The sequence below is a fragment of the Bradyrhizobium sp. USDA 3256 genome (assembly GCF_054058275.1).
This window is the reverse complement of record NZ_JBSSAE010000002.1, coordinates 3,241,326-3,265,019: the sequence shown is the minus strand read 5'-3', so window position 1 is coordinate 3,265,019 and position 23,694 is coordinate 3,241,326. Positions and strand designations below refer to the sequence as shown.

The 23,694-nt window shown below is 64.1% G+C and carries 19 protein-coding genes; 9 read left to right on the top strand and 10 right to left on the bottom strand.

The genetic code is table 11. From position 1 onward, the window contains the following. Positions 1-10 precede the first annotated feature (10 nt). Both ACVWY5_RS16955 and ACVWY5_RS16950 read left to right on the top strand, forming a co-directional pair. Positions 11-748: a DUF6065 family protein gene (locus ACVWY5_RS16955; RefSeq protein WP_028332006.1), complete on the top strand. Its 738-nt coding sequence runs from the start codon at positions 11-13 to the stop codon at positions 746-748. A gap of 605 nt (positions 749-1,353) precedes the next feature. Further along, positions 1,354-1,908 carry an SGNH/GDSL hydrolase family protein gene (locus tag ACVWY5_RS16950; protein ID WP_028332007.1) on the top strand — a complete coding sequence of 185 codons (555 nt, stop codon included), beginning with the start codon at positions 1,354-1,356 and terminating at the stop codon, positions 1,906-1,908. 96 nt (positions 1,909-2,004) lie between these two features. Here the strand turns inward: ACVWY5_RS16950 and ACVWY5_RS16945 are convergent, their stop codons facing one another. Further along, entirely contained in the window at positions 2,005-2,925 is a 921-nt protein-coding gene (locus ACVWY5_RS16945; protein ID WP_028332008.1) for an alpha/beta fold hydrolase, read from the bottom strand. 149 nt (positions 2,926-3,074) lie between these two features. On the opposite strand from ACVWY5_RS16945, the gene ACVWY5_RS16940 reads away from it, so the two are divergent. Together ACVWY5_RS16940 and ACVWY5_RS16935 are read left to right on the top strand one after the other, a co-directional pair. Beyond that, positions 3,075-3,533: a winged helix-turn-helix transcriptional regulator gene (locus ACVWY5_RS16940; protein ID WP_028332009.1), complete on the top strand. Its 459-nt coding sequence runs from the start codon at positions 3,075-3,077 to the stop codon at positions 3,531-3,533. An 86-nt stretch (positions 3,534-3,619) separates the two neighbouring features. Next, entirely contained in the window at positions 3,620-3,787 is a 168-nt protein-coding gene (locus ACVWY5_RS16935) for a hypothetical protein (RefSeq protein ID WP_321177267.1), read from the top strand. A gap of 12 nt (positions 3,788-3,799) precedes the next feature. On the opposite strand, the gene ACVWY5_RS16930 is transcribed toward ACVWY5_RS16935, so the two are convergent. Further along, positions 3,800-4,618: an aminoglycoside phosphotransferase family protein gene (locus ACVWY5_RS16930; protein WP_028332010.1), complete on the bottom strand. Its 819-nt coding sequence runs from the start codon at positions 4,616-4,618 to the stop codon at positions 3,800-3,802. Between the two features lie 201 nt (positions 4,619-4,819). Here ACVWY5_RS16930 and ACVWY5_RS16925 point away from each other — a divergent pair, with 201 nt between their 5' ends. Further along, positions 4,820-5,077 carry a hypothetical protein gene (locus ACVWY5_RS16925; RefSeq protein WP_028332011.1) on the top strand — a complete coding sequence of 86 codons (258 nt, stop codon included), beginning with the start codon at positions 4,820-4,822 and terminating at the stop codon, positions 5,075-5,077. 119 nt (positions 5,078-5,196) lie between these two features. Here the strand turns inward: ACVWY5_RS16925 and ACVWY5_RS16920 are convergent, their stop codons facing one another. The 5 genes from ACVWY5_RS16920 to ACVWY5_RS16900 form a co-directional block, all read right to left on the bottom strand. Then, positions 5,197-6,540, bottom strand: a complete 1,344-nt coding sequence (locus tag ACVWY5_RS16920; protein WP_028332012.1) for a PQQ-dependent sugar dehydrogenase — start codon at positions 6,538-6,540, stop codon at positions 5,197-5,199. Positions 6,541-6,620: 80 nt separating this feature from the next. Next, positions 6,621-8,234 (bottom strand): DHA2 family efflux MFS transporter permease subunit, encoded by a 1,614-nt coding sequence (locus ACVWY5_RS16915; RefSeq protein ID WP_028332013.1) that lies wholly within the window; start codon positions 8,232-8,234, stop codon positions 6,621-6,623. Next, on the bottom strand, positions 8,231-9,388 hold the full coding sequence (locus ACVWY5_RS16910; protein WP_028332014.1) for an HlyD family secretion protein: 1,158 nt from the start codon (positions 9,386-9,388) through the stop codon (positions 8,231-8,233). The genes ACVWY5_RS16915 and ACVWY5_RS16910 overlap by 4 nt, the downstream gene beginning before the upstream one ends. Positions 9,389-9,472: 84 nt before the next feature. Beyond that, positions 9,473-10,969 (bottom strand): sensor histidine kinase, encoded by a 1,497-nt coding sequence (locus ACVWY5_RS16905; protein WP_038377200.1) that lies wholly within the window; start codon positions 10,967-10,969, stop codon positions 9,473-9,475. 16 nt (positions 10,970-10,985) lie between these two features. Then, entirely contained in the window at positions 10,986-17,276 is a 6,291-nt protein-coding gene (locus ACVWY5_RS16900; RefSeq protein WP_028332016.1) for a HAMP domain-containing protein, read from the bottom strand. A gap of 273 nt (positions 17,277-17,549) precedes the next feature. Between ACVWY5_RS16900 and ACVWY5_RS16895 the strand changes: the two genes are divergently transcribed. Continuing rightward, positions 17,550-19,538, top strand: coding sequence for a hybrid sensor histidine kinase/response regulator (locus ACVWY5_RS16895; RefSeq protein WP_051375995.1), 1,989 nt, complete (start codon positions 17,550-17,552; stop codon positions 19,536-19,538). 116 nt (positions 19,539-19,654) lie between these two features. Here the strand turns inward: ACVWY5_RS16895 and ACVWY5_RS16890 are convergent, their stop codons facing one another. Next, positions 19,655-19,873: a hypothetical protein gene (locus tag ACVWY5_RS16890; protein WP_016845796.1), complete on the bottom strand. Its 219-nt coding sequence runs from the start codon at positions 19,871-19,873 to the stop codon at positions 19,655-19,657. Positions 19,874-20,006: 133 nt separating this feature from the next. Further along, complete coding sequence (locus tag ACVWY5_RS16885; RefSeq protein ID WP_038377154.1) at positions 20,007-20,318, bottom strand: hypothetical protein; 312 nt, start codon at positions 20,316-20,318, stop codon at positions 20,007-20,009. Between the two features lie 61 nt (positions 20,319-20,379). Here ACVWY5_RS16885 and ACVWY5_RS16880 point away from each other — a divergent pair, with 61 nt between their 5' ends. Further along, a complete protein-coding gene (locus tag ACVWY5_RS16880) occupies positions 20,380-20,580 on the top strand; it encodes a DUF3072 domain-containing protein (protein ID WP_026192767.1) in 201 nt (66 codons plus the stop codon). A gap of 118 nt (positions 20,581-20,698) precedes the next feature. Next, positions 20,699-20,953: a hypothetical protein gene (locus tag ACVWY5_RS16875; RefSeq protein ID WP_028332017.1), complete on the top strand. Its 255-nt coding sequence runs from the start codon at positions 20,699-20,701 to the stop codon at positions 20,951-20,953. Between the two features lie 173 nt (positions 20,954-21,126). Here ACVWY5_RS16875 and ACVWY5_RS16870 read toward each other — a convergent pair whose 3' ends face one another. Then, positions 21,127-21,384 (bottom strand): hypothetical protein, encoded by a 258-nt coding sequence (locus ACVWY5_RS16870; RefSeq protein WP_018271640.1) that lies wholly within the window; start codon positions 21,382-21,384, stop codon positions 21,127-21,129. Between the two features lie 112 nt (positions 21,385-21,496). Here ACVWY5_RS16870 and ACVWY5_RS16865 point away from each other — a divergent pair, with 112 nt between their 5' ends. Further along, positions 21,497-23,566, top strand: coding sequence for an ATP-dependent helicase (locus ACVWY5_RS16865; protein ID WP_028332018.1), 2,070 nt, complete (start codon positions 21,497-21,499; stop codon positions 23,564-23,566). Positions 23,567-23,694: the final 128 nt, after the last annotated feature.

Below are 23,694 nucleotides of genomic sequence, written 5' to 3'. Positions count from 1 at the left end.
AGCCTGGGTGATGCCAAAACTCGTCGCTTACACAATGGACGGTCACGCCGTTCGCATCCGTCCTGCGCCGCTCGAACGCGATTGGATGGATGCCACCGACCAGCGGTTCGCCTATCGCTGTTTGCCTCTCAACATTGCAAACGTCCACGGCTGGGAACTGCTCTGCCCGTCGGGCTTTTCAGCACGGTGGGACGGGCTCAATCACAAGGAAACCATCCGGATCAAGCCCGATCTTGGCACGGAAGCGCCAGCTGCGAGCCATTTCGGGCATGGCGTCCTGACCTTCCACGTCCCGTGCCTGTTCCGCACCGATCCCCGTTTCGACCTCTTTGTTACCGGACCGATAAACCGGCCGAAAGACGCTATTGCACCTCTAAGTGGAATTATCGAGACGGATTGGTCACCGTACACCTTCACGATGAACTGGCGATTCACGCGCTCGAATACGAAGGTAAGGTTCGAGCAGGGCGAGCCGTATTGCCATCTCTTTCCGATCGAACGCGGAAGCCTCGAACGCATAGAGCCGGAGATATCGTTATTGTCAAAGGCGCCTGATATCGAGCGAGAGTTCAAACTGTGGTCGGAACGCCGCAGCGCGTTCAACACCGACCTTCAGCATCCAGGATCGGAAGCAACGCGGCAGCGATGGCAAAAGTCATATTTCCGCGGCATCAATCCCTCGGGAGAGGAAACGGATGCCGATCACCGAAGCCGTCTCCGCCTGAAGGATTTTGTTGCCAAGGAATAAGGTCCACCTTTCCGTGGCGGAAAGCTGGTTCGCATGATGCATGGCGTGCACTGAGATCGGGTTGCGTCTTCCGCATCCAACCGAAGGTCCCTTCTTACCCGATGAGCGCGCTCGCTTGCGCGGCGATTTGGCGGTCCCGATAGCGACGGCGACATTCAACGATGTTCTCGCGCTTGACGACGCTGGCGGATTTGCACTTGGCCTCACGCCCCGCCTTGTTTCGTTGGCCCCCCTCCACGGACAGCCGTGGTCGGGACCGTAGCTTTCTCAGACCAAATTTTCAGAAATTTCAACTGTTTCAGTAGGGTTGCCTTCGATTGGGCGAGGTCCTGCCGGGCTCGGAGCTGAGACCAAAGCGGCAGCGATAGCCAACCACCCGATGGCCGCAACGAAGGTAACGGGTTGCGCGCCACCGTATCCGGCCACCTCCCGCAGGACGTGATCCGCAGAAAGTGATCGCTCCGGCGTTGTGGGGTTGTTTCCGAATATTGCTCGGGCTGGAGCCGCGATGATAGCTCTGAGGAGCAATGCGTCGCGCACTACCTTGGGTTTTGGCCGTTACTTTTCTGATTGGTTTTGTCGCTTCCTTTGCGGAGCTGCAGAGGATGCGCAACCGTTTCGGCGAAGTGTCTCAGCACGCCTTTCACGATCATGCCGCGGTGCGCGAATTCATGATACGCGCTGCGCTCGCCGACGCGCCGGCGCCGATCGTCGTGCTTGGCGACAGCATCACCGAAATGGCTCCGCTGCCCCGGCAGCTCTGCGGACGTCCGGTCATCAATGCCGGCGTTGGCGGTCAGACCATCGCGGAGGCAAAGCAGCTCGCCGGGCGCGTGCTGCAGGACCAGGGCGCGTTCTTGCTCGTCCTCGCGGTCGGCGCCAACGACGCCGGATCGCCAACGGCGCAACGCGACTTCACCGACCTCATCGAGACCGTCAAGTCGCTGTCGACGCGGCCATTGGTGGCCATCGCCGTCGCAGCTGACGAACCGACCAACCGGGCGATCGAAGCCGCCGCAGCTGCGCGTGATGTTCGGTTTATCGACCCGCATCTGCCGCCCGGCGCGAAGATGGCCGACGGCATTCACTTCACTGCGGCCGCCTACAAGGCCTGGGTGCCGGCACTTGAGGCGGCGATCTCGGCCGAATGCACGATGTGACTTGCGAGGGCCGGCCCGACGACTGGCACGGCCCACAATACAGGAGCGTTGCATGGTCCTTGCTGCCCTGCCCGCGGCACGCGATCAGGCGCGCAGTCACGTTTGCCGGATGAACTCCGCAATCAGGGCGGCAATTTCCTCAGGCGCATCCTCGAAACAGTAATGCCCGACACCGGCAAGGCGCCTGACCGGTGCCGCCGGGAAGATTGCGGAGAACAGCGGCAGGAAATGCTCTGCGCGCAGCGTGCGATCCGCCTCGCCCCAGATCGCGAGCGCAGGCTTGCTGCGGATCAAACGGTCGGCGGCGGGATCGGGCGCCTGGAATTGATGCGCGCCGGTCGCAAGGCCCTTGGCCCAGCCGATCGCACCGAGGCAGTCCGCCGGACGGGCGAAGTGCGCGCCGTAGGCGGCGAGCCAGGCGTCCGTGATGACGGCGTTGTTCTCGAATCCGTTGAGTTTCAGCGTGCTCAAAATGTTGAAGCCGAGCTGTCCGAGAACCGGTTCGAGGTCGCCGCTCGCCTCGGCCTTTGCGATCCACTGAAACCACGGCGAGACCTGCGCGTTGGCGGCAACGCGATCGAACAGATCGCCCTGCCCGAACGGCGTTGGCCCATTGGCGGAGACGATGCGGCGGATCCGGCCCGGATGCCGGGTCGCTGGCCCCATGCCGACCGGGCCGCCGAAATCATGCATGACGAGCGTGATGTTGGTGAGATCAAGCGCGCGCACCAGCGCTTCGAGATTGTCGACATGGTCCTGCAGCCAGTAGCTGCGATGCGCCGGCGTCGCGCTCTTGCCAAAACCCATGTGATCCGGAACGACCACCCGGTGCGTCGCACTGAGGCCCGGCACGAGGTGGCGGAACAGATAGCCCCAGCTTGGTTCGCCGTGCAGGCAAAGCAGCACCTCGCCGTCCCGCGGACCTTCGTCGACGTAATGCATCTGAAAGCCCGGCGCCGCGCTGAAATGCGGTGCGAAAGGAAAGGTGCCGTCGAACGCGGCGTCGGCTTGGATCATGGCGGACCTCAGGAGGTTTTAATTTGAAACCGTCGTGTATCGCTTGAGGTTTTACTTTGCAACCAATATATCGAACCCACGATCGGGTGGTTTTCCGGCCGCGGCACTGAGCGCCGATCACCCCCAGGGAATGAGTGTTGAGGATCACGATGGCCAAGCGAGTGAGCCACAGGGACTCGATGTGCGGCGTTGCCCGGCCGCTGGATGCGATCGGCGACTGGTGGTCGCTGCTGATCGTCCGCGATGCGTTCGACGGGCTGCGCCGCTTCGGCGAGTTTCAGAAAAGCCTCGGGCTTGCCAAGAACATCCTCTCGGCCCGGCTCCGCAATCTTCTGGCGCATGGCATCATGGAGACGGTGCCCGCAAGCGACGGCAGTCCCTACCAGGAATATGTGTTGACCGAAAAGGGACGCGGCCTCTTTCCGCTCCTCGTTGCGCTCCGCCAATGGGGTGAGGATTTCTTCTTTGAGCCCGATGAGGCGCATGTGCTGCTGGTCGACCGCAAGAACGGGCTGCCGGTGCGACGGCTCGAATTGCGCGCGCAAGATGGACGCGTCGTTGGCGCGGAGGACACGATGGTGCGGCTGACGCCGGCTTCACCTGAGTGAGAGAAGCGAGCGTGTCGCGCGCGCCATCAACAGCAACCGGATGTTAACCCCCCGTGCCGCAGCATCCGCGCGTGGAGGTTCGACCAATGCAGACATTCCGGATTTCGCTGAGCGATGGGACGCGGCAATTCCACACGGCGATTCAGGCACCGGACCCCGCTTCCGCGCGCATCAAGGCCGCATACTTCTTCGATATCTCGAAGTGGCGGATTTTGAGAGTGTCGCTGAGTGGAGCCAGCGCCGCGGCGGCGTAGTCGCTGCGCGCCCTACGCCATCCGGTCGAGTTCGGCGGCGGCGAGCTGTGCAATCGTAAGGTCGATTTCGGCGAGCGGATCGCCATCCCCCAGAAACCATGCGGCCGACAAGCCGGTCCAGGCTACGATCCATGACAGCAGGCGCCGGCGATCCAGCCGCGCCGCTTCAACGACGATATCGAGCCGCCGTGCAAAGCGTCCGGGTTCGATCGCGACCGGCTGTGTCGGATCCGCAAGATCCGGATTGGTGAAGATGTTGGCGAAGTCGAAGCTGCGCTCGCCGACAAGATGCTTCGGATCGATCGCAAGCCAGCCGCGCGCGCCGAAGTCGAGCACGTTGTCATGCTGCAGGTCGCCATGCAGGACCACGATCTCACGCTGATCGCCCAGCAGAGCTTCGGCAACTTCGGCGGATCGGTTCAGAATACCGCCATGCGCCCTCGCCGCGGGCCACAACTCACGAAACCAGTGCGCAAGCGGCGTCAGATCCGGCCGCGGCTTCGCTCTCTCGGCGTGAAGCCGATCAGCCGTCGCACAGAGTATCCTGCAGGCCTCGTCGTCCCCGCCGGTTCGCGCCATTTCGCTGAGCGAAGCCGATCCCGTCGCCCTCTCGAGCAGAAGGGCGTCGACGTCACGGGCAAGAACCCGCGCCGCACCTTCGCCGTCCCACCACTCCATCACGACGGCACCGAGGCGCTCGTCCGGCTCGTGCGAGAGCTTGAGCATGGCCGGCTCCCCATGCCGGCGCACCGGCAGCAACCGTGCGGCGTGCGTCACGATCGGGTCGCCGTCGGGGACAAGACTCCAGGCCGAGAGATAGGGAGCGAACATTTGGGTGGACTGACCGGGGACGAGGTAGCGAGCCTCGTGTTTCTAATCATTGCTTCCGCGCGCTGCCACGCCGGTTCCCTGCGGCGCATCGTGGCAGGGCCACGCGAACCGGTTCCCCGCTGCCCTGCCCATGTTGGCTGATGACAGCCCCCACCCATCTCGCGCTACAATGTCGCAGCCGGTGCTACGGAGGGTGTGGCGATGCCGCGAAAGGGAATTACCGGACACGACGAATGGGTGGTCACGGAGGCCCTGGCCACAGCGCTGGTGGCGCTCGAACAGCTGCCGACAAAGCATCAGCCGCGCGCGCATATGGAGGATGTCCGAAAAATCCTGACCGCCAGATGTGAGGCCGGCGCCGTCACGCTGCATCTTGCGCAGGCCAAGTGCAGGTTGTTTCCCGACACCGATCCCCTGACCATCTACGAGGAGTATGGCCTCAAGGATGGGCTCGGCTAGCGCGCGCCGCTTACAGCGCTAAAGCATGATCCGGAAAAGTGCGAAGCGGTTTTCCGAAAAGATCATGCTCAAACAAAGAGCTAAGGCGCGATGACGATTCAACCTAATCTCATCGCGCTTTAGTCGCGGCTGACGCGCCAGATCGTGCCGTTGCCGTCCTCGGAGACCAGCAGTGCGCCGTCGCGCGCGACCGTCACACCGACCGGACGGCCCCAGACCTCATTGTCGCCGATGACGAAGCCGGTGACGAAATCCTCGTACTCGCCGGTCGGCACGCCGTCCTTCAGCCTGATGCGAATGACCTTGTAGCCGGTGCGCTTCGACCGATTCCACGAGCCGTGTTCGGCGGCAAACGCATCGCCGCGATACTCCGGCGGAAAGCTGCTGCCGGTGTAGAAGGTCAGGCCGAGGGACGCCGAGTGGGCCTGCAACAGCACGTCGGGGACCGTCACCTTGTCCTTCAGGTCGGGCCGCGCCCCGGCATGCGCGGGGTCTTCGTTGCCGCCGATGTAGTACCAGGGCCAGCCGTAGAACGCGCCTTCGCGGACCCGTGTCACATAGTCGGGCACAAGATTGTCGCCGCGGCCGTCGCGCTCGTTGGTCGAGCACCACGGCGTGCCGCTTCCGGGCTGGATCGCAAGTCCGACGCAATTGCGGATTCCGGTAGCAAACAGCTTTTGGTTCTTGCCATCAGGATCGAAGGCGAGCACGGCAGCGCGGTCGGTCTCGTCGCCCCAGGCAGCGCCGAGTGCGTGGTCGCGGCTCCAGGCATCGATGCCTTTCGGCGGGCGACCGAGCCCCTCGCCTGCGTTGCCGGCGGAGCCGACCGACACCAGCATCCGCTTGTCGTCCGGCGTGAACACGATATCACGCGTGGAATGGCCGTAGCCGTGCGGCAGCCGGGCGACGATGGTCTCGGGCTTTCCCGACGCCTTGAGATCGCCGTTGCGGTAGGCAAAGCGCACGACACTGTCGGTGTTGGCGACATAGAGCCATTGCGGAGCGTCGCCGCTCGGGAAGAACGCGATGCCGAACGGCTGGTTCAATCCGGTTGCGTAGACGTCGTTGGTCGCAGGCCTGGTGGCCCCTTCGGCGCTGCGCAGGATACGAATACGGCCGGAGCCGGTTTCCATCACGAAGATATCGCCATTGGGCGCGGTCCGGATCATCCGCGGGCCGCTGAGCCCGCTCGCAAACAGTTCGACCTTGAACCCTGCCGGCACCTGCGGCGCAACCGATGCAGGTCTCGGGATGACGCGCGGAAACTTGCTGCTCGACGCCGTTGCCCCGGGCTTGGGCAAGTCCTGCGGCGTGATCAGGCGCACCGTGCCCGGCTTGTCGCGTTGCCAGTCGCCGAAGGCTTCCGCGCCTTTCAGCACGGGCTCGGCGCCCGACCGCGTGATGCTGACCGCCGCGAGGAAGACGGCCGACAGACCTGCACCGGCAAGACTCGTCCTGGGCATATGCTCCTCGCGCGATTTCCCTTCGGCCACGCCGTTCATAGCGCGGTTCGGCCGCTCCCGCGTTCACAATGTCGTCTGCTTTAATGTCCCTTGGGCGGCGCCGTCAGATCGACCGGCTTGATGATCAGCGCCAGCGGGATCATCACGAGGCCGATGATCGAGAGCATCCAGAACACGTCGATATAGGCGAGCAGGTCGACCTGCCGCTGCAAGGTCTGGCCGACCCAGGCGACCGCCTGGGACGCGGCGTCCGATGCGTTCGATCCCTGCGCCTGAAAGAATCGCGTCATCGTGTCGATGGTCTGCTGATACCCGATATCCGACGGCGCGGCATGCTCGACCAGCCGGCTCTGGTGGAATTGCTGGCGTTGCGCCAGTGCGGTCTGGGCGAGTGCGACGCCCATCGACCCGCCGATATTGCGCGCGACGTTGATCAGCGCCGAGGCCTGGTTGGTCTTGTCCGGCGGCACGCCGTCATATGAGGCCGTCGTGACGGGCAGAAACAGGAACGGAAGCCCGGCGGAGAGGAAGATGCGTGCGAGCGCAGCATAGCCATAGGTGATGTCGCCGTTCAGTCCCGTCAGGTGCCACATCGAGAATGCAACGATGCAGCCGCCGATCGCGATCAGATATTTCGGTTGGACGCGACTGACGAGATTGCCGACCACCGGCATCAAGATCAGCGTGACGATGCCGCCGGGCGACAGTGCGAGCCCTGCAAGCAGCGCAGTATAGTTCAGCTCGGTCTGCAACAGCTGCGGCAGGAGCTGCGTCGATGAGATCAGCACCGCACCGGTGCACAGCATCACCAGGAAACACGATCCGAACTGGCGACGTCCCAGCAGGCGGAGATCGACGATCGGGTCCTTGCGCGTCAGCTCCCAGGGGATCAGCGCGATCAGGCAAATCGCCGAGGCCAGCGCGAAGCCGACGATCATGTTGGACCCGAACCAGTCCTTGCGCTGGCCTTCGTCGAGCACGAATTCGAGCGAACCGAGCCCGATCGCGACCAGCACGAATCCGATGTAGTCGACGCGCAGGCCGTCCTTGAGGAACTCCTTGCGTTCCTGCTCGGCGCTGGACGGCTCCTTGACCAGCGTCCCGACCAGGAACAGCGAGAGCAAGCCCATCGGCACGTTGATCAGAAAGATCCAGTGCCAGCTATAGGTATCGGTGATCCAGCCGCCGAGCGTCGGCCCGACCACGGGAGCAACCACCACCGCGACGCCGTAGATCGCGAACGCCTGGCCACGCTTGGCCGGCGGAAAGGAGTCGGCGAGGATCGCCTGCTCGCTTGTCGCCATTCCGCCGCCGCCAAGACCCTGGATGATCCGGAACAGAACCAGCGCCTCCAGGCTCCAGGCAAGCCCGCACAGCAGGGACGCGAACGCGAAGGTGCCAACGCAGATCATGTAGAAGCGCTTGCGGCCGATCACGGTCGAGAGCCAGCCCGAGATCGACAGCACGATCGCGTTGGCGACCAGATAGCTGGTGATGACATAGGTGCTCTCGTCGATGCCGACCGCCAGGCCGCCCGCGATATGGCGCAGGGCCACGTTCGCGATGGTGGTGTCCAGCACCTCCATGAATGTCGCGATCGAGACGACGAAGGCGATCAGATAGGGGTTATGTCCGCCAGCAGCCGAACGCTCCGGCGACCAGGCTGCGCCGCCGCCTGCCGCAACGTCGCTCATCGCACCCTGGTCCAGGGCACGACCGACATGCCCGGCCCGATCGGAACGTCATTCGGCCAATTGTCGATCACGATCTTCACGGGAACGCGCTGCACGACTTTGACGAAATTGCCGGTCGCGTTCTCCGCCGGCAGCAGGCTGAACGCAGTGCCCGAGCCCGGCTGAACCGAAGCCACGCGGCCGGTGAGCTTCCGCCCCGGATAGGCATCGATCCTGATCTCGACCGGCTGGCCCGGGCGCATGTCCGTCAGCTGCGTTTCCTTGTAGTTGGCGGTGATCCAGACCTCGTCAGGAACGAACATCATGACGCTCTGGGCCGGCGCCACATAAGTGCCGACCGCGCCGCTCAGCTTGACGACGCGTCCGGATTGCGCCGCGACGATGCGGGTATGTTGCAAATTCAATTTGGCCTGATCGAGCTGAGCCTGCGCCTGCTCGAGCGATGCCTTGCTGCTCTTGAGCTGAGCCTCGAGCGTCTTGACGCCGAGCTCTGCGGCAGTCACTGCCGTTCTGGCGCGGCTGGCATTGGCCTGCTGGGCGTCGAGATCCGAGCGGGTCTGCTGCTGCCGCTGCACCGTGCCCGCGCCCTTTTCGACGAGGTTCTGGGCGCGCTCCGCCTCCTCCCGCGCGAACTTCAATTGCGCCTCGGCCTGCTCCTGCTGCGCCTTGGCTTCCTTGATCTGCTCCTGCTGGCTGTCGATCTGGGCTTCGACGTTGGCGATATTGGCCTCTGCGACCGCGACCTGCGCGCTGGCTTGATCGACTGATATCTTGTAGTCGCGCTCGTCGATCCTCGCGAGGAGATCGCCGGCATTGACGTGCTGGTTGTCGGTGACGGGGACCTCGACGACATAGCCGCCGACCTTTGCCGCCACCGCAAAGCTGCGTGCGGCCACGAACGCGTCATCGGTCGATTCATAGTGACGCACGTTGAGCCAATAGCTCACGCCACCGATGATCGCGAGCAGGAGCAGACCGGCGCCGACTGTGGCAAGCAGCCAGTGCTCGCGCAGCCGGTCGCGCATCGATGGCTTGCGCTCGGTTTCCTGCTGTGGCGAGGATGCGCCGTCGGGTCGCGATCCTTGCTCGGGATTGTGCTCGGGCTGCCGCGGTTTCTCCCCGGACGGCCCGCGCTCTCGGGTTTGGGCATCCACGGTAGCACCTCAAGCCACGAATGGAGCGATCAAGCCCCGTTAACCGCAGCGTCCGGCGCTTGGTTCCTGTTCGGGTGGGATGCGCTACACGGCCCTGGAACTGACCATGGGCTGGCGCTGCTCGGCCGTCGACAAATCGCGGTAGGCCGCGGGCTCTCCAGCCAGCGCCTTGAGCGGAACCGTGAGCCGGCACACCAGACCCTCGGTGCGCCAATCGAAGTCGGCGCGACCGCCGAGCTGGGTCTCGATGCTGGCGATGACGCTTCTCGTGCCGAAACCTCTCTGCTTCGGCTTGGTCACGGGAGGTCCGCCCGATTCCACCCAGGCCAGGATCAGCGTTTCGTCGTGCAGTTCCCAGGTGATCGCAAGCCGGCCCGACAGCACCGACAGACTACCGTATTTGGCGGAGTTGGTGACGAGCTCATGCAGCGCCAGCGCCAAGGTCTGCGCGGTCGCGGGCTGCAACTGCACCTCTTCGCCATCGATCTGGATCTGTCCGGCTTCCGAATACGGCGCGATCTCCTCGGTGACCAGCCGCCGGATTTCGGCGCCCTGCCAGCTCGACAGCGACAGCACCGTGTGCACGCGTGCCAGCGCCGTGATGCGGCCCTCGACCGCCCGCACATAGGCGGTCACGTTCTGCGCGCGCGTCAGCCGCACGATCGATTGCGCCAGCGCGAGCGCGTTCTTGGCGCGATGATCGACCTCGCGGGTGAGCAGGCTCTGCCGCTCCTCGGCCTTCTTGCGATCGGTGATGTCGACGGTGACGCCGCTCACCCGTACCACCTTGCCGTTGCGGTCGCTGGTGGCCGCGGCTGTGCCGACGCACCAGCGCACTTCGCCGTCCGGCCGCATGACGCGGAATTCGGTTTCATAGGACGTCTGGCCCTTGCCGAAGCCGGTCCAGGCTTGCCGGAGGTGCTCGACATCGTCGGGATGAAACAGCGCCTGTATATTGTCGGAGGTGAGCTTGAAGGATTTTGGGTCAACGCCGAAGATCTTGTATTGCCCCTCGTCCCACATCCAGTCGCCGTTGACCCAATCCCAGTCCCACGAGCCCATCTTGCCGGCGGCAATCGCCATGCTGCGGCGCGCCTCGCTTTCGACCAGCCGCGTGGTCGACTGCTCGAGCTCGGCGGTGCGTGCGCGCACGCGGTCCTCGAGCTCCGCGTTGAGGCGTTCGAGCTGCCGTGTCTTGCGGTAGAGTTCGGCGAACACGCGGATCTTTGCCCGCAGCACCTCGGGCACGACGGGCACCGGCACGTAATCGACCGCGCCCATCTCGTAGCCGCGAAGCCGGTCGATATCGCTGACCTGGATCGCCGAGATGAAGATCATAGCGGTCTTCTGGAAGCGCGGATGTTCGCGGATCATCGCCGCGAGCTCGAAGCCGTCGAGCTCTGGCATGCAGACGTCGACCAGGATGACCGCGACTTCGTTCTTGAGCAGGAACTCCAGCGCCTCGCGGCCCGACGACGCGGCGACCAGCGTCTCGCCGAGCTCCTTCAGGATGACCTCATAGGCCAGCAGCTTCGCCGGCTGGTCATCGACCAGAAGGATGTTTACCTTTTCGTGGTCCATCATGTTCGATCGCCGATCAGCGGTGCAGCCACATGCGGATCGCCAGCAGCAGTTGCTCGGTGTTCACGGGTTTCGCCAGATAGTCGGACGCGCCTGCCTCCAGGCATTTCTCTCGATCGCCTTTCATCGCTTTCGCGGTCAGCGCGATGATCGGCAGCCGCGCGAAGGCGGGGTTTTGCCGGATGGCGCCGATGGTCTGGTAACCGTCCATCTGCGGCATCATGATGTCCATCAGCACGATCGCAATCTTGGGATTGGATTCGACCAGCGAGATCGCCTCGTGACCGGTTGTCGCAGTCAACACCTTCATACCTCGCCGCTCCAACACGCTCGAGAGCGCGAAGATGTTGCGGGCATCGTCGTCGACCAGCAGTGCGGTCTTGCCAATAAGATCCTCATCGGAACTATTGAGCTTCTCCAGCATCCTCTGTTTTTCGACGGGCAATTCCGTGATCACACGATGCAGGAACAGTGACGTTTCGTCGAGCAGACGCTCCGGCGATTCCACGCCCTTGACGACGATGCTGCGCGCCATCGTATGCAGTTCCGCGTCTTCTTCCGCTGAAAGTTCCCGGCCCGTAAACACGACAACGGGAATATTGGACAGCATCTCGTCCTTGCGGATCTGATCCAGCACCTCGAAACCGCTCATGTCCGGCAGGCGCAGGTCGAGCACGACGCAGTCGCACGGGTTGTCGCGCATCGTCGAGAGCGCCCCTGCCCCGGTGCCGCTGGTCACGATCTCGATATCCTCGTGCCCGAGCAGTTCGGTGATGCTGAGCTGCTCCGCCGCATTGTCCTCCACGATCAGCAGGCGCTTGCGGCGTGGTCTGGCGTATTCCTTGATCTGCGACAGCGCGGCGCTGACGCCCTCCGTCGTCGTCGGCTTGTTGACGAAGGAGAACGCGCCGCGCGCCAGCGCGTGCTGCCGGTCCTCGTCGAGCGTGATGATCTGAACCGGAATGTGACGGGTCAGCGGATTGTGCTTGAGCTGGCTCAGCACCGTCCAGCCCAGCATGTCGGGCAGGAAGACGTCGAGCGACACCGCGCTCGGCTGGAACTGCTTGGCCAGATCCAGCGCTTCGGCACCGCGGCTTGCGACCAGCACCTTGAAGCCCTTGTCGCGCGCCAGATCAATCAGCACCCGCGCGTAATGCGGGTCGTCCTCGACGATCAGAAGGATGGTGTCGCCGGGCTCGAGATCGAGCCGGTCGTCCGGAAGCTGCTCGATCACACGCTCCTGCGCGCCTGACACCTGCAACGCCGGCGCCGGCGTGTGCGGCATCGGGAGCGGCTGGGCCTGCTGACGCAGTGCCACCGAGGGGCCGGCATATTTCAACGGCAGATAGAGCGTGAAGGTCGAGCCCTTGCCCGGCGCACTGCGCAGATGGATCTCGCCGCCGAGCAGACCGGCGAGCTCACGGCTGATCGCCAGTCCAAGACCGGTGCCGCCATATTTGCGGCTGGTGCCGGCGTCGGCCTGCTGGAACGCCTCGAAAATCAGCTTCTGCTTGTCTTGTGGAATGCCGATGCCGGTATCCGACACCTCGAACGCAACGACGGCGGGCGCCGCATTGAGGATCGGATGCTCCACACTCCAGCCGCCGAGCGCGGCCGACACGGTCAGGCTGACGCCGCCTTCAGCAGTGAACTTGAACGCATTCGACAACAGGTTCTTGAGCACCTGCTGCAGCCGCTTGGAGTCGGTGACCATGCTGCGCGCAAGATTGGCGTCGACATCGATGCTGAACGAGAGATGCCGGTTCTCCGCCTCGTGCCGGAACGGCCGTCCGACGGTCTCGAGCAGGCTCGATGTCAGAATTTCCTCGGCGTCGACCGTCACCGTGCCGGACTCGATCTTGGAGAGATCGAGGATGTCGCTGATCAGGTTCAACAGGTCGGTGCCGGCGCCGTGAATGGTGCGGGCAAACTCGACCTGCTTGCCGGTCAGATTGCCGTCGGGATTTTCGGTGAGCTGCTGGCCCAGGATCAGGATCGAGTTCAGCGGCGTCCGCAACTCGTGCGACATGTTGGCGAGGAATTCGGACTTGTACTTCGAAGTCAGCGACAGCTCGGTCGCCTTTTCTTCCAGCGCGCGCCGCGCCTGCTCGATTTCCTGGTTCTTGCGCTCGACGTCGACATTGCGTTCGGCAAGCTGCTGGGCCTTCTGCTCCAGCTGATCGTTGGTCTGCTGCAATTCCTTCTGCTGGGTTTGCAACTCGCCGGCGAGCTGTTGCGACTGCTTGAGCAGCGCCTCGGTCTGCATCGTCGCCTCGATGCTGTTGAGCACGATGCCGATGCTGTCGGTCAACTGTTCGAGGAAGGTGATCTGCGAGGTCGTGAACGAGGAGATCGAGGACAGCTCGATCACCGCCTTGACCTGGTTCTCGAACTGCACCGGAAACACGACGAGATTCTTCGGCATGATCCGCATCAAGGCCGAATTGATCGGCACCGCATCGCCGGGAATCTCGGAGACGAGACGCTGGCGCTTGTCGAGCGCGCATTGGCCGATCAATCCCTCGCCGAACTGGACGATCTGCGGATGCGGATTGCTGCTGTCGCTGGCATAAGCCGATAACAGGCGCAACTGCGCATTCTCGGGATTGTCGACCTGGTAGATCACGCCCATATGCGCGTTGATCAGCGGCGCGAGCTCGGTCAGCAGCAGCCGGCCGACGGTCGCAAGATCGCGCTGGCCCTGCAGCATGTTGGTGAAGCGCGCCAGATTGGTCTTCAGCCAGTCCTGTTCGGTGTTGCGCTCCGTGGTCAGACGGAGGTTGCCGATCATCGTGTTGATGTTGTCCTTGAGCTCGGCGACCTCGCCGCGGACGTCGACCTGGATCGAGCGCGTCAGGTCGCCCTTGGTCACGGCGGTCGCCACTTCCGCGATCGCGCGCACCTGCGAGGTCAGGTTGGCCGCGAGCAGGTTGACGTTGCCGGTGAGATCCTTCCAGGTGCCGGCCGCGCCGGGCACGTTGGCCTGACCGCCGAGCCGTCCCTCGACGCCGACCTCGCGCGCCACGCTGGTGACCTGTTCGGCGAAGGTCGCAAGCGTCTCGGTCATGTTGTTGATGGTGTCGGCGAGCGCGGCCACCTCGCCCTTCGATTTCACTGTCAGGTTCTGCTTCAGATCACCGTTGGCGACCGCGGTCACCACCTTGACGATGCCGCGCACCTGCTCGGTCAGGTTTACCGCCATGACGTTGACGGTGTCGGTGAGGTCCTTCCAGGTGCCGGCAACGCCGCGCACCTCGGCCTGGCCGCCAAGCTTGCCTTCGGTGCCGACCTCGCGCGCCACGCGCGTCACCTCGCCGGCGAAGGCGTTGAGCTGGTCGACCATGGTGTTGATGGTGTTCTTGAGCTCGAGGATTTCACCCTTCACGTCGACCGTGATCTTGCGCGAGAGGTCGCCGCGCGCCACCGCGGTGGTGACTTCGGCGATGTTGCGCACCTGGGTGGTCAGGTTCGCCGCCAGCAGGTTGACGTTGTCGGTGAGGTCCTTCCAGGTGCCGCCGACGCCGGGCACCACGGCCTGGCCGCCCAGCCGTCCCTCGGTGCCGACCTCGCGCGCCACGCGCGTCACTTCGGCGGCGAACGAGCGCAACTGCTCGACCATCGTGTTCAGGGTGTCCTTGAGCAGCAGGATCTCGCCGCGCACGTCCACGGTGATCTTCTTCGACAGGTCGCCGCCGGCGATCGCGCTTGCGACCTCGGCGATGTTGCGGACCTGCGCGGTCAGGTTCGACGCCATGAAGTTGACGTTGTCGGTCAAATCCTTCCAGGTGCCGGCGACGCCGGGCACTTCGGCCTGGCCGCCGAGCTTGCCCTCGGTGCCGACCTCGCGCGCCACGCGCGTCACCTCGCCCGCAAACGCATTGAGCTGATCCACCATGGTGTTGATGGTGTTCTTGAGCTCGAGGATTTCGCCCTTCACGTCGACCGTGATCTTGCGCGACAGGTCGCCGCGCGCCACGGCGGTCGTCACCTCCGCGATGTTGCGGACCTGCGCGGTCAGGTTGCCGGCCATCGAGTTGACGTTATCGGTCAAGTCCTTCCAGGTGCCGGCGACGCCGGGCACATTGGCCTGGCCGCCCAGGCTGCCGTCGGTGCCGACCTCGCGCGCCACGCGCGTCACCTCGCCCGCGAAGCGGTTGAGCTGGTCGACCATCGTGTTCAGCGTTTGCTTCAGCTGAAGGATCTCGCCGCGCACGTCGACCGTGATCTTGCGCGACAGGTCGCCGCCGGCGATCGCGGTCGCGACCTCGGCGATGTTACGGACCTGCGCCGTGAGATTGCCGGCCATCGAGTTGACGCTGTCCGTCAGGTCCTTCCAGGTGCCGGCGACACCGGGCACCTCGGCCTGGCCGCCGAGCTTGCCGTCGGTGCCGACCTCGCGCGCCACGCGCGTCACCTCGCCGGCGAAGGCGTTGAGCTGGTCCACCATCGTGTTCAGCGTTTCCTTCAGCTGAAGGATTTCGCCCGACACGTTGACCGTGATCTTCTTCGACAGGTCGCCCTTCGCCACCGCGGTCGCGACCTCAGCGATGTTGCGGACCTGCGCGGTCAGGTTCGACGCCATCGAGTTGACGCTGTCGGTGAGATCCTTCCAGGTGCCGGCGACGCCGCGCACCTCGGCCTGGCCGCCGAGCTTGCCTTCGGTGCCGACCTCGCGCGCCACGCGCGTCACCTCGCCGGCGAACGCGTTGAGCTGGTCCACCATCGTGTTGATGGTGTCCTTCAGCTCGAGGATTTCGCCGCGCACGTCCACCGTGATCTTCTTGGAGAGGTCGCCGCCCGCGACCGCCGTCGTCACGGCGGCGATGTTGCGCACCTGCGCGGTCAGGTTCGACGCCATGAAGTTGACGTTGTCGGTCAGATCCTTCCAGGTGCCGGCAACGCCGAGCACGTTGGCCTGGCCGCCGAGCTTGCCTTCGGTGCCGACCTCGCGCGCCACGCGCGTCACTTCCGACGCAAACGCGTTGAGCTGGTCGACCATCGTGTTCAGCGTTTCCTTCAGCTGAAGGATCTCGCCCGACACGTTGACCGTGATCTTCTTCGAGAGGTCGCCGCCGGCGATCGCGGTCGCGACGTCGGCGATGTTGCGCACCTGCGCGGTCAGGTTCGACGCCATGAAGTTGACGTTGTCGGTCAGGTCCTTCCAGGTGCCGGCAACGCCGGGCACCTGGGCCTGGCCACCGAGCTTGCCCTCGGTGCCGACCTCGCGCGCCACGCGCGTCACTTCCGACGCGAACGAGTTGAGCTGGTCCACCATCGTGTTGATGGTGTCCTTCAGCTCCAAAATCTCGCCGCTGACGTCGACCGTGATCTTGCGCGACAGGTCGCCGCGCGCCACGGCCGTGGTCACGTTGGCGATGTTGCGTACCTGGGCGGTCAGGTTGCCGCACATCGCGTTCACCGAGTCGGTGAGGTCCTTCCAGGTGCCGGCGACGCCCGGCACGATCGCCTGGCCGCCGAGCTTGCCGTCGGTGCCGACCTCGCGCGCCACGCGCGTCACTTCGGAAGCGAACGAACGCAGCTGATCGACCATCGTGTTGATGGCTTCCTTCAGCTGCAGGATCTCGCCGCGAACGTCGACCGTGATCTTCTTGGACAGGTCGCCGTTGGCGACCGCGATCGTCACCTCGGCGATGTTGCGGACCTGGCCGGTCAGGTTGTTGGCCATCGAATTGACGCTCTCGGTCAGGTCCTTCCAGACGCCGGTCACTTCCGGCACCTGGGCCTGGCCGCCGAGCTTGCCCTCGGTGCCGACTTCGCGCGCCACGCGCGTGACCTCCGAGGTGAACACCGAGAGCTGCTTGATCATCGTGTTGACGATGTTCGCCGACTGCAGGAATTCGCCGCGCAGCGGCCGGCCCTCGACGTCGAGTTGCACGGTCTGCAGCAGGTCGCCTTGCGCCACTGCAGCGACCGCGCGGGTGACCTCGCGGGTCGGCCACAGCAGATCGTCGATCAGCGTGTTGACCGAGCTCTCCATGTCGGCCCAGGCGCCACTGGCGAGGCCGAAATTGACGCGTTGGCGGGTCTGTCCCTCGCGGCCGACGACCTGGCCGACGCGCGCCAATTGCTGCGCCATGCGCTCGTTGGCGGCTGCGATTTCGTTGAAGGCGTCTGCGATCTTGCCGTCGATGCCGAGATAGTCGCCACGCATCCGGACTGAGAAGTCGCCGGCGCGCATCGCCTGCAGCGACTGCAGCAGGTCATGCGAGGAATCGAGGCTTCCGTTTGATTGTTGGCTGCGGCGCGTATCAGCACGGGGACGAGGCGACGAACCGAGATCGGTCATGTAATTTCCCCTACGCGCTGGCCGCGAATCCAGAGACTCGGAAAAGCCAGTGTGACCATAAGAATGACTGCCCTTGATCTATTCAAGCGGGAAAACGCCAAAGCCGCAATTTGTGACGCAAACCGAGTACCTTAATCGCGATTGGAACCAAAAGTTCCGACCATTGGCCGAACTTTTCCGAAGAACGACGGAGCCGGCCCTGATCGCCCGGTCCTTGTGTTCACATGGAACATTGACCGCCCCCGCGCGTTTCGGGCGGGGGCAGGATCGGTGATGGTTAAGAAATCAGAACAACCCAAACGGGGCATCGTCGAGAGCCGGCACGATCGTCGGCCGGGGGCCGGCGGCGTGGTCGACTACGCCATTTGCATGCTCGGCCCCGATGGCCGGGTCATCAACTGGAACAAGGGCGCCGAGCGCATCACGGGCTATCCGGCCAAGGCGATCCTCGGCAAGCACTTCTCGGTCTTCTATCCTGCGGAAGACCGCGCATCCGGCGTTCCGGCGAGAGCGCTGCAGATGGCGCGGAAGGAAAAGCACTCAGCGGCCGAAGGCTGGTCTGTCCGCAAGGACGGGTCGCAATTCTACGCCGCTGTGGCCATCGATCCGATCTACGAGAAGCGCAAGCTCGTCGGCTACGCAATGGTTACCCGCGACATCACCGAGCGGCGTCAGGCGCGCGCGGACCTCGAGGCCAGCGAAAGCCAGTTCCGCCTGCTGGTGAGCAATGTCACCGACTATGCGCTCTATATGCTGACGCCGGCCGGCATCGTCGCCAATTGGAACGCCGGCGGCGAGCGCATCAAGGGCTATTCGCCCGGCGAAATTATTGGCCAGCACTTCTCGCGGTTCTATACGCCGGCCGACCGGGCTGCCGGCAAGCCCGCCCATGCGCTCAAGATCGCGGAAGAGACCGGGCATTACGTGGAGGAAGGCTGGCGGGTCCGCAAGGACGGTTCGTTCTTCTGGGCGAGCGTCGTGATCGATCCGATCCGCGATACCGACGGCACTCTGGTCGGCTTCGCCAAGATCACCCGGGACATTTCCGAACGCCGCGAGGCGCAACAGAAGCTCGAACAGGTGCAACGCCAGCTTGCGGAATCGCAAAAGATGGATGCGCTCGGCCAGCTGACCGGCGGTGTTGCGCACGACTTCAACAACCTGCTGATGGTCATTTCGGGCAATCTGTATCGCATCAAGCGCGAGGTGACGAGCGAGCGGAGCAAGCTTGCACTCAGCGCCATCGAAACCGCATCCGAGCGTGCCGCGTCCCTGACCAGGCAGCTCCTCACCTTCGCGCGTCGGCAGAGTGTCAATCCGCAGAGCATCAACGTCGCTGAAAGGGTCACCGCAGTACGAGAGGTTTTGACCAGCGCGCTCGGCGGCGCGATCAAGCTGAACATGGAGATCAAACCGGATCTCTGGCCGATCTTCGTCGATCCGACGGAATTCGAGACCGCGCTGATCAACCTCGTGGTCAATGCCCGGGATGCGATGACCGACGGCGGCACGCTGACCGTTGCGGCGCGCAATGTCCCGGAAGCAGCCCAGGTGGTCGTCAGCATTACCGACACCGGCGAAGGCATTCCCGACGATGTCATGAACAAGGTCTTTGATCCCTTCTTCACCACCAAGCCGGTCGGCAAAGGGACCGGCCTTGGGTTGTCCCAGGTTCACGGTTTCGCACACCAGGCGGATGGCCGGGTCGAGATTGCAAGCGCGCTCGGCAAGGGCACGATGGTCAGCATCTATCTGCCGCGGGGAACTGCGGCCGCAAAGCGCACGGCCACGGGGCACAGCGCGCCCGGCTTGGCCACGATCCTGCTGATCGAGGACAATCCTGCCGTCGCCGATGCGAGCACGGGCCTGCTCGAACAGCTCGGCTACACCGTGCGCTGGGCCTCGAACGCGGAGGCCGCCTTGTCGGAGATCGACGCCAACGGAATCGATGTGGTGTTCAGCGACATCGTCATGCCCGGCAGGATCGATGGACTGAAGCTGGCGCGCACGATCCGGGACAGAAAGCCCGAGCTGCCGATCCTGCTGACGACAGGCTACAGCGCGAGCGCACGCGACGTGAGGTCCGACTTTCCGGTGTTACGCAAGCCGTACCACATCCACGACCTCAGCCGCGAACTCGCAAAGTTGACGGGGCACAGCGTCGGCAGCGCGACGAGCGGGCCATCCGGCAACGCTTCGAGCGAGTTCGATGCCACCGCGCATGACGTCGCGGCAAGACCAAAGGCGAAAGCCCGCTCCTAAAGCATGATCCGGAAAAGTGCGAAGCGGTTTTCCAAAAAGATCATGCTCAAACAAAGAGCTAAGGCGCGATGACGATTCAACCTAATCTCATCGCGCTTTAGTTCTAAATCGAAAGGCTAGCGTTCCGCCGGCCAGCTTCGGCGCACCAATTGCACCCGCTCGATGCGGCTGCATTGCTCGCAGCGGTACTGAAGAATATCCCTGCCCTCACTGCCCGGATGGCTGCTCTCGAGCCGCATCGTTCTGATGCAGCTGATGCAGGAGATCAGCGTCAGCAACGGACTGCGATCGTCATTCATCGATGCCCGCGGTGGCGCGGTCGGATCGGCGATCATGGCGCTGGGCGATGCTATGGTATTGGCTCTCACCACAAGAAAATGCAGATCCCGCGGTTAGGGTTCCTGCCTTGAAACCTGATTTGGGCCTGAGCCCGCGTTCGAGGCTCCCTTCTTTGGGCGAACCGCCGGATCACACCCGGGCGTTGCTGTGACCGGGCGCAGGCTTCGCCTTGTCCTTGTCCACCTTCACCTTCGTGCCGGCGCGATCCTCGAAGCTCCGGCTGAGCCGCTCCCGGACCGTGGGGAGACGCTCGCCGCCGCCGGCGGCCTTCCACCGGCCGACCAGCTGGGCCACTTCGGCTCGCATCGCCATCAGCCGGTACGATGCTTCGCTGCAATCGAGGTCGCGGTTGACCTGATCCCGGATTGACGCCTCGATCAAACTCATCTCAGCTCGCAACGTGCTGATCTTGCGCCGAATTTCATTGATCTTATTGTCCATGCCTTGTTAGAACAAAAATAGAACATATTGTCAAGTCACGATCCAGCAAGCGAGGCAAGCAATGAGCGTGGCAGCGGTAAGATATGGTGGAGTTGCGGAGCGGCTTGGCGGGCTGATGACCCGTGCCCAGGCGCTGCGGTTGAGGAGCCTCGCCGAGGAGGCCTATCAGCCGAACCAGTACGCACGCGACCTGACGTCCGAGGAAGCCGAACGGCGCATCGATGCGCTGAAGGCGGAGATCGCGCTGGCGGATTCTTTCTGAACCGTCCGCTCCAACCAGGCCGGACGTCCCCTTAAGGCTTTGATATAGCGGCGCAGCTAGGTCTGTTCCTGTTATTGCTGCTTTGTCTTATGGCTGCTTGGTCCTGGGGGAGCCTGACGTGCTGGAGCTGGAGAAGCGGTCGCCGCTTGCGTTCCCGATTACGCTGAAGGACGGCCGAACGCTCGCGACGGTCGGCGACGCCGCGGACTACCTGTCCGCGCTGAACCTGGATCAGCGCGAGCGCGGCTACTGGAAGACGGCGATCATGATGTTCAACAACGCCATGCGCGAGCCGAGCTATCTCAAGATCGCAACCATGAACCTCCGGTCCGCGCTTGTGTATGACCGCCTGGTCGACGACGTTGGCCCCTGATTGTGGTGCCGCGGCTACAGCCGAATCGGCGGCGGTTGCGTAAGGCCCTGTTCGTTATGGCCGCAAACAAGGTAACGGCGGTACACGCGACGGCCGGGTGCGCAATGCGCTTCAGCCGCACTCTCGGGCCGCCTTGGAGGGCCAAGGGAACACCAAGGCGGCTCATTTTCTTTTCAAAGCAATTTCGCGCGGACGAACAGCATCCGCAACGCGTTGGTCGCTTGCACCGTCAGCATGGCGTTACCGGCCGCTCTCTCGAGCGCAACCAATGCCTCGTCATGCAGCGAGCGGAACTCCATCCATTCGACGGCGCTGAGATTGCTGATGAAGCGATAGGCCTGGCCGACGGTCGCGAGCGTCACCGTCTCGCCGTTCAGCCGCACCTTGAACGTCGCCTTCAGCGGCGTGTCGGATTTGGATACGTCACCCATGGCGGGGTTGTGCGCCGCGCCACGTTAATGTCAATCTAATTTCTCTGCGTCCGCCTCGGCGCGTCAGCCCCAATGAATCGCAATGTCTGTTAGCGTTTCGCAGGGGTGATTCGTGACTGATCTTGCCAACACAGCCTATCTCGATGCGCTCAATGCCGAGCAGCGCCGCGCAGTCGAGCACGGGGTCGGCAAGGATTGCATCGTCGGCGCACCGCTGCTGGTGATCGCGGGCGCGGGTTCCGGCAAGACCAACACCCTCGCCCATCGCGTCGCGCATCTGATCGTCGCTGGCGCCGATCCGCGCCGCATCCTGTTGATGACGTTCTCGCGGCGCGCAGCCGGCGAGATGGCCGGCCGCGTCGAGCGCATTGCACGCCGCGTGCTCGGCGATCGCGCCTCGGTCATGACCGATGCGCTGAATTGGGCCGGCACGTTCCATGGCATCGGCGCGCGGCTGCTGCGCGAATTCGCCGAGCGTATCGGCCTCGACCCGGCCTTCACGATCCATGACCGCGAGGATTCCGCCGACCTGATCAATCTGGTCCGCCACGATCTCGGTTTCTCCCGCACCGAAAGCCGGTTCCCAACCAAGGGCACCTGCCTTGCGATCTATTCGCGCTGCGTGAACGCGGAGATGCCGATCGAGGCCGTGCTCGGCCAGTTCTTCCCATGGTGCTCCGGCTGGGCCCGTGAATTGAAACAGCTGTTCGGGGCCTATGTCGAAGCCAAGCAGCGGCAGAACGTGCTCGATTACGACGACCTCCTGCTCTACTGGGCGCAGATGGTGACGGACACCGCGCTGGCCGAGGAGATCGGCGGCCGCTTCGACCATGTGATGGTCGACGAATATCAGGACACCAACCGCCTGCAGTCCTCGATCCTGCTCGCACTCAAGCCCGCGGGACGCGGGCTCACCGTGGTCGGCGACGACGCGCAGTCGATCTATTCGTTCCGCGCCGCCACCGTGCGCAACATCCTTGACTTCCCGGCCCAGTTCACCCCGGCCGCCGAGATCGTTACGCTCGACCGCAACTATCGCTCGACGCAGCCGATCCTGTCGGCCGCCAATGGCGTGATCTCGCTCGCCAAGGAACGCTTCACCAAGAACCTGTGGACCGACCGGACCTCGACCCGCAAGCCGCTGCTCGTCACGATCCGCGATGAGGCCGATCAGGCCCGTTACATCGTCGAGCAGGTGCTGGCCAATCGCGAGGAAGGCGCCCTGTTGAAGCACCAGGCGGTGCTGTTCCGCACCTCCTCGCACAGCGGACCGCTGGAGGTCGAACTGACCCGCCGCAACATTCCGTTCGTGAAATTCGGCGGCCTCAAATTCCTCGACGCCGCGCATGTCAAGGACATGCTGGCGCTGCTGCGCTTCGCCGCCAATCCACGCGACCGGGTTGCAGGTTTTCGCGTTCTCCATCTATTGCCCGGCGTCGGACCGGCCTCGGCACAGCGGGTGCTCGACCGCATGACCGAGGCCGCCGATCCGATCGCTGCGCTCGTCGCGCTGCCCGCTCCGCCCCGCGCCGGTGCGGACTGGCGGCTGTTCGTGGAGACCATCGAGAACCTTCGCTACTCGGAATGGCCCGTCGATATCGAACGCGCCCGCCTCTGGTACGAACCGCATCTCGATCGCATCCACGAGGACAGCGAGGTCCGCCGGGCCGATCTCATTCAGCTCGAGCAGATCGCCGCCGGCTACCCGTCACGCGAACGTTTTCTCACCGAGCTCACGCTCGATCCACCCGATGCGACCAGCGATCAGGCTGGCGTGCCGCTGCTCGATGAGGATTATCTGATCCTGTCGACGATCCATTCCGCCAAGGGCCAGGAATGGAAATCCGTCTATGTGCTCAATGTCGTCGACGGCTGCATGCCCTCCGACCTCGGCGCCGGCACGTCGGCCGAACTCGAGGAGGAGCGCCGCCTGCTCTATGTCGCGATGACCCGCGCCAAGGACGATCTGCATCTGCTGGTGCCGCAGCGCTTCTTCGTCCACGGCCAGGCGGCCAAGGGCGACCGCCACATGTATGCCTCGCGCACCCGCTTCATCCCGGAACGACTGCTGCCGATGTTCGAGCGGACCACCTGGCCGCGCGCCGCGACCGCGCAGGCATCCGCAGCCAACCGCGCGCCGCCGATCGACATCGGCGCCCGGATGCGCGGCATGTGGCGCTGACGCCGGTTCGAAGATTTTCATACGGGCTGGAACAAAGCCGCCGACCTTGCGTTGAGGCGGCGTTCGTAATCGGCAAACGACCATCCCCGACGGCTTCGGCGCGCATTGCACGCTGGAGCCGTCTTTTT

Coding starts and splice junctions, on each gene's coding strand:
- ACVWY5_RS16955 (WP_028332006.1), top strand. CDS start 11: ATGCCAAAACTCGTCGCTTACACAATGGACGGTCACGCCGTTCGCATC.
- ACVWY5_RS16950 (WP_028332007.1), top strand. CDS start 1,354: ATGCGCAACCGTTTCGGCGAAGTGTCTCAGCACGCCTTTCACGATCAT.
- ACVWY5_RS16945 (WP_028332008.1), bottom strand. CDS start 2,925: ATGATCCAAGCCGACGCCGCGTTCGACGGCACCTTTCCTTTCGCACCG.
- ACVWY5_RS16940 (WP_028332009.1), top strand. CDS start 3,075: ATGGCCAAGCGAGTGAGCCACAGGGACTCGATGTGCGGCGTTGCCCGG.
- ACVWY5_RS16935 (WP_321177267.1), top strand. CDS start 3,620: ATGCAGACATTCCGGATTTCGCTGAGCGATGGGACGCGGCAATTCCAC.
- ACVWY5_RS16930 (WP_028332010.1), bottom strand. CDS start 4,618: ATGTTCGCTCCCTATCTCTCGGCCTGGAGTCTTGTCCCCGACGGCGAC.
- ACVWY5_RS16925 (WP_028332011.1), top strand. CDS start 4,820: ATGCCGCGAAAGGGAATTACCGGACACGACGAATGGGTGGTCACGGAG.
- ACVWY5_RS16920 (WP_028332012.1), bottom strand. CDS start 6,540: ATGCCCAGGACGAGTCTTGCCGGTGCAGGTCTGTCGGCCGTCTTCCTC.
- ACVWY5_RS16915 (WP_028332013.1), bottom strand. CDS start 8,234: ATGAGCGACGTTGCGGCAGGCGGCGGCGCAGCCTGGTCGCCGGAGCGT.
- ACVWY5_RS16905 (WP_038377200.1), bottom strand. CDS start 10,969: ATGGACCACGAAAAGGTAAACATCCTTCTGGTCGATGACCAGCCGGCG.
- ACVWY5_RS16900 (WP_028332016.1), bottom strand. CDS start 17,276: ATGACCGATCTCGGTTCGTCGCCTCGTCCCCGTGCTGATACGCGCCGC.
- ACVWY5_RS16895 (WP_051375995.1), top strand. CDS start 17,550: ATGGTTAAGAAATCAGAACAACCCAAACGGGGCATCGTCGAGAGCCGG.
- ACVWY5_RS16890 (WP_016845796.1), bottom strand. CDS start 19,873: ATGATCGCCGATCCGACCGCGCCACCGCGGGCATCGATGAATGACGAT.
- ACVWY5_RS16885 (WP_038377154.1), bottom strand. CDS start 20,318: ATGGACAATAAGATCAATGAAATTCGGCGCAAGATCAGCACGTTGCGA.
- ACVWY5_RS16880 (WP_026192767.1), top strand. CDS start 20,380: ATGAGCGTGGCAGCGGTAAGATATGGTGGAGTTGCGGAGCGGCTTGGC.
- ACVWY5_RS16870 (WP_018271640.1), bottom strand. CDS start 21,384: ATGGGTGACGTATCCAAATCCGACACGCCGCTGAAGGCGACGTTCAAG.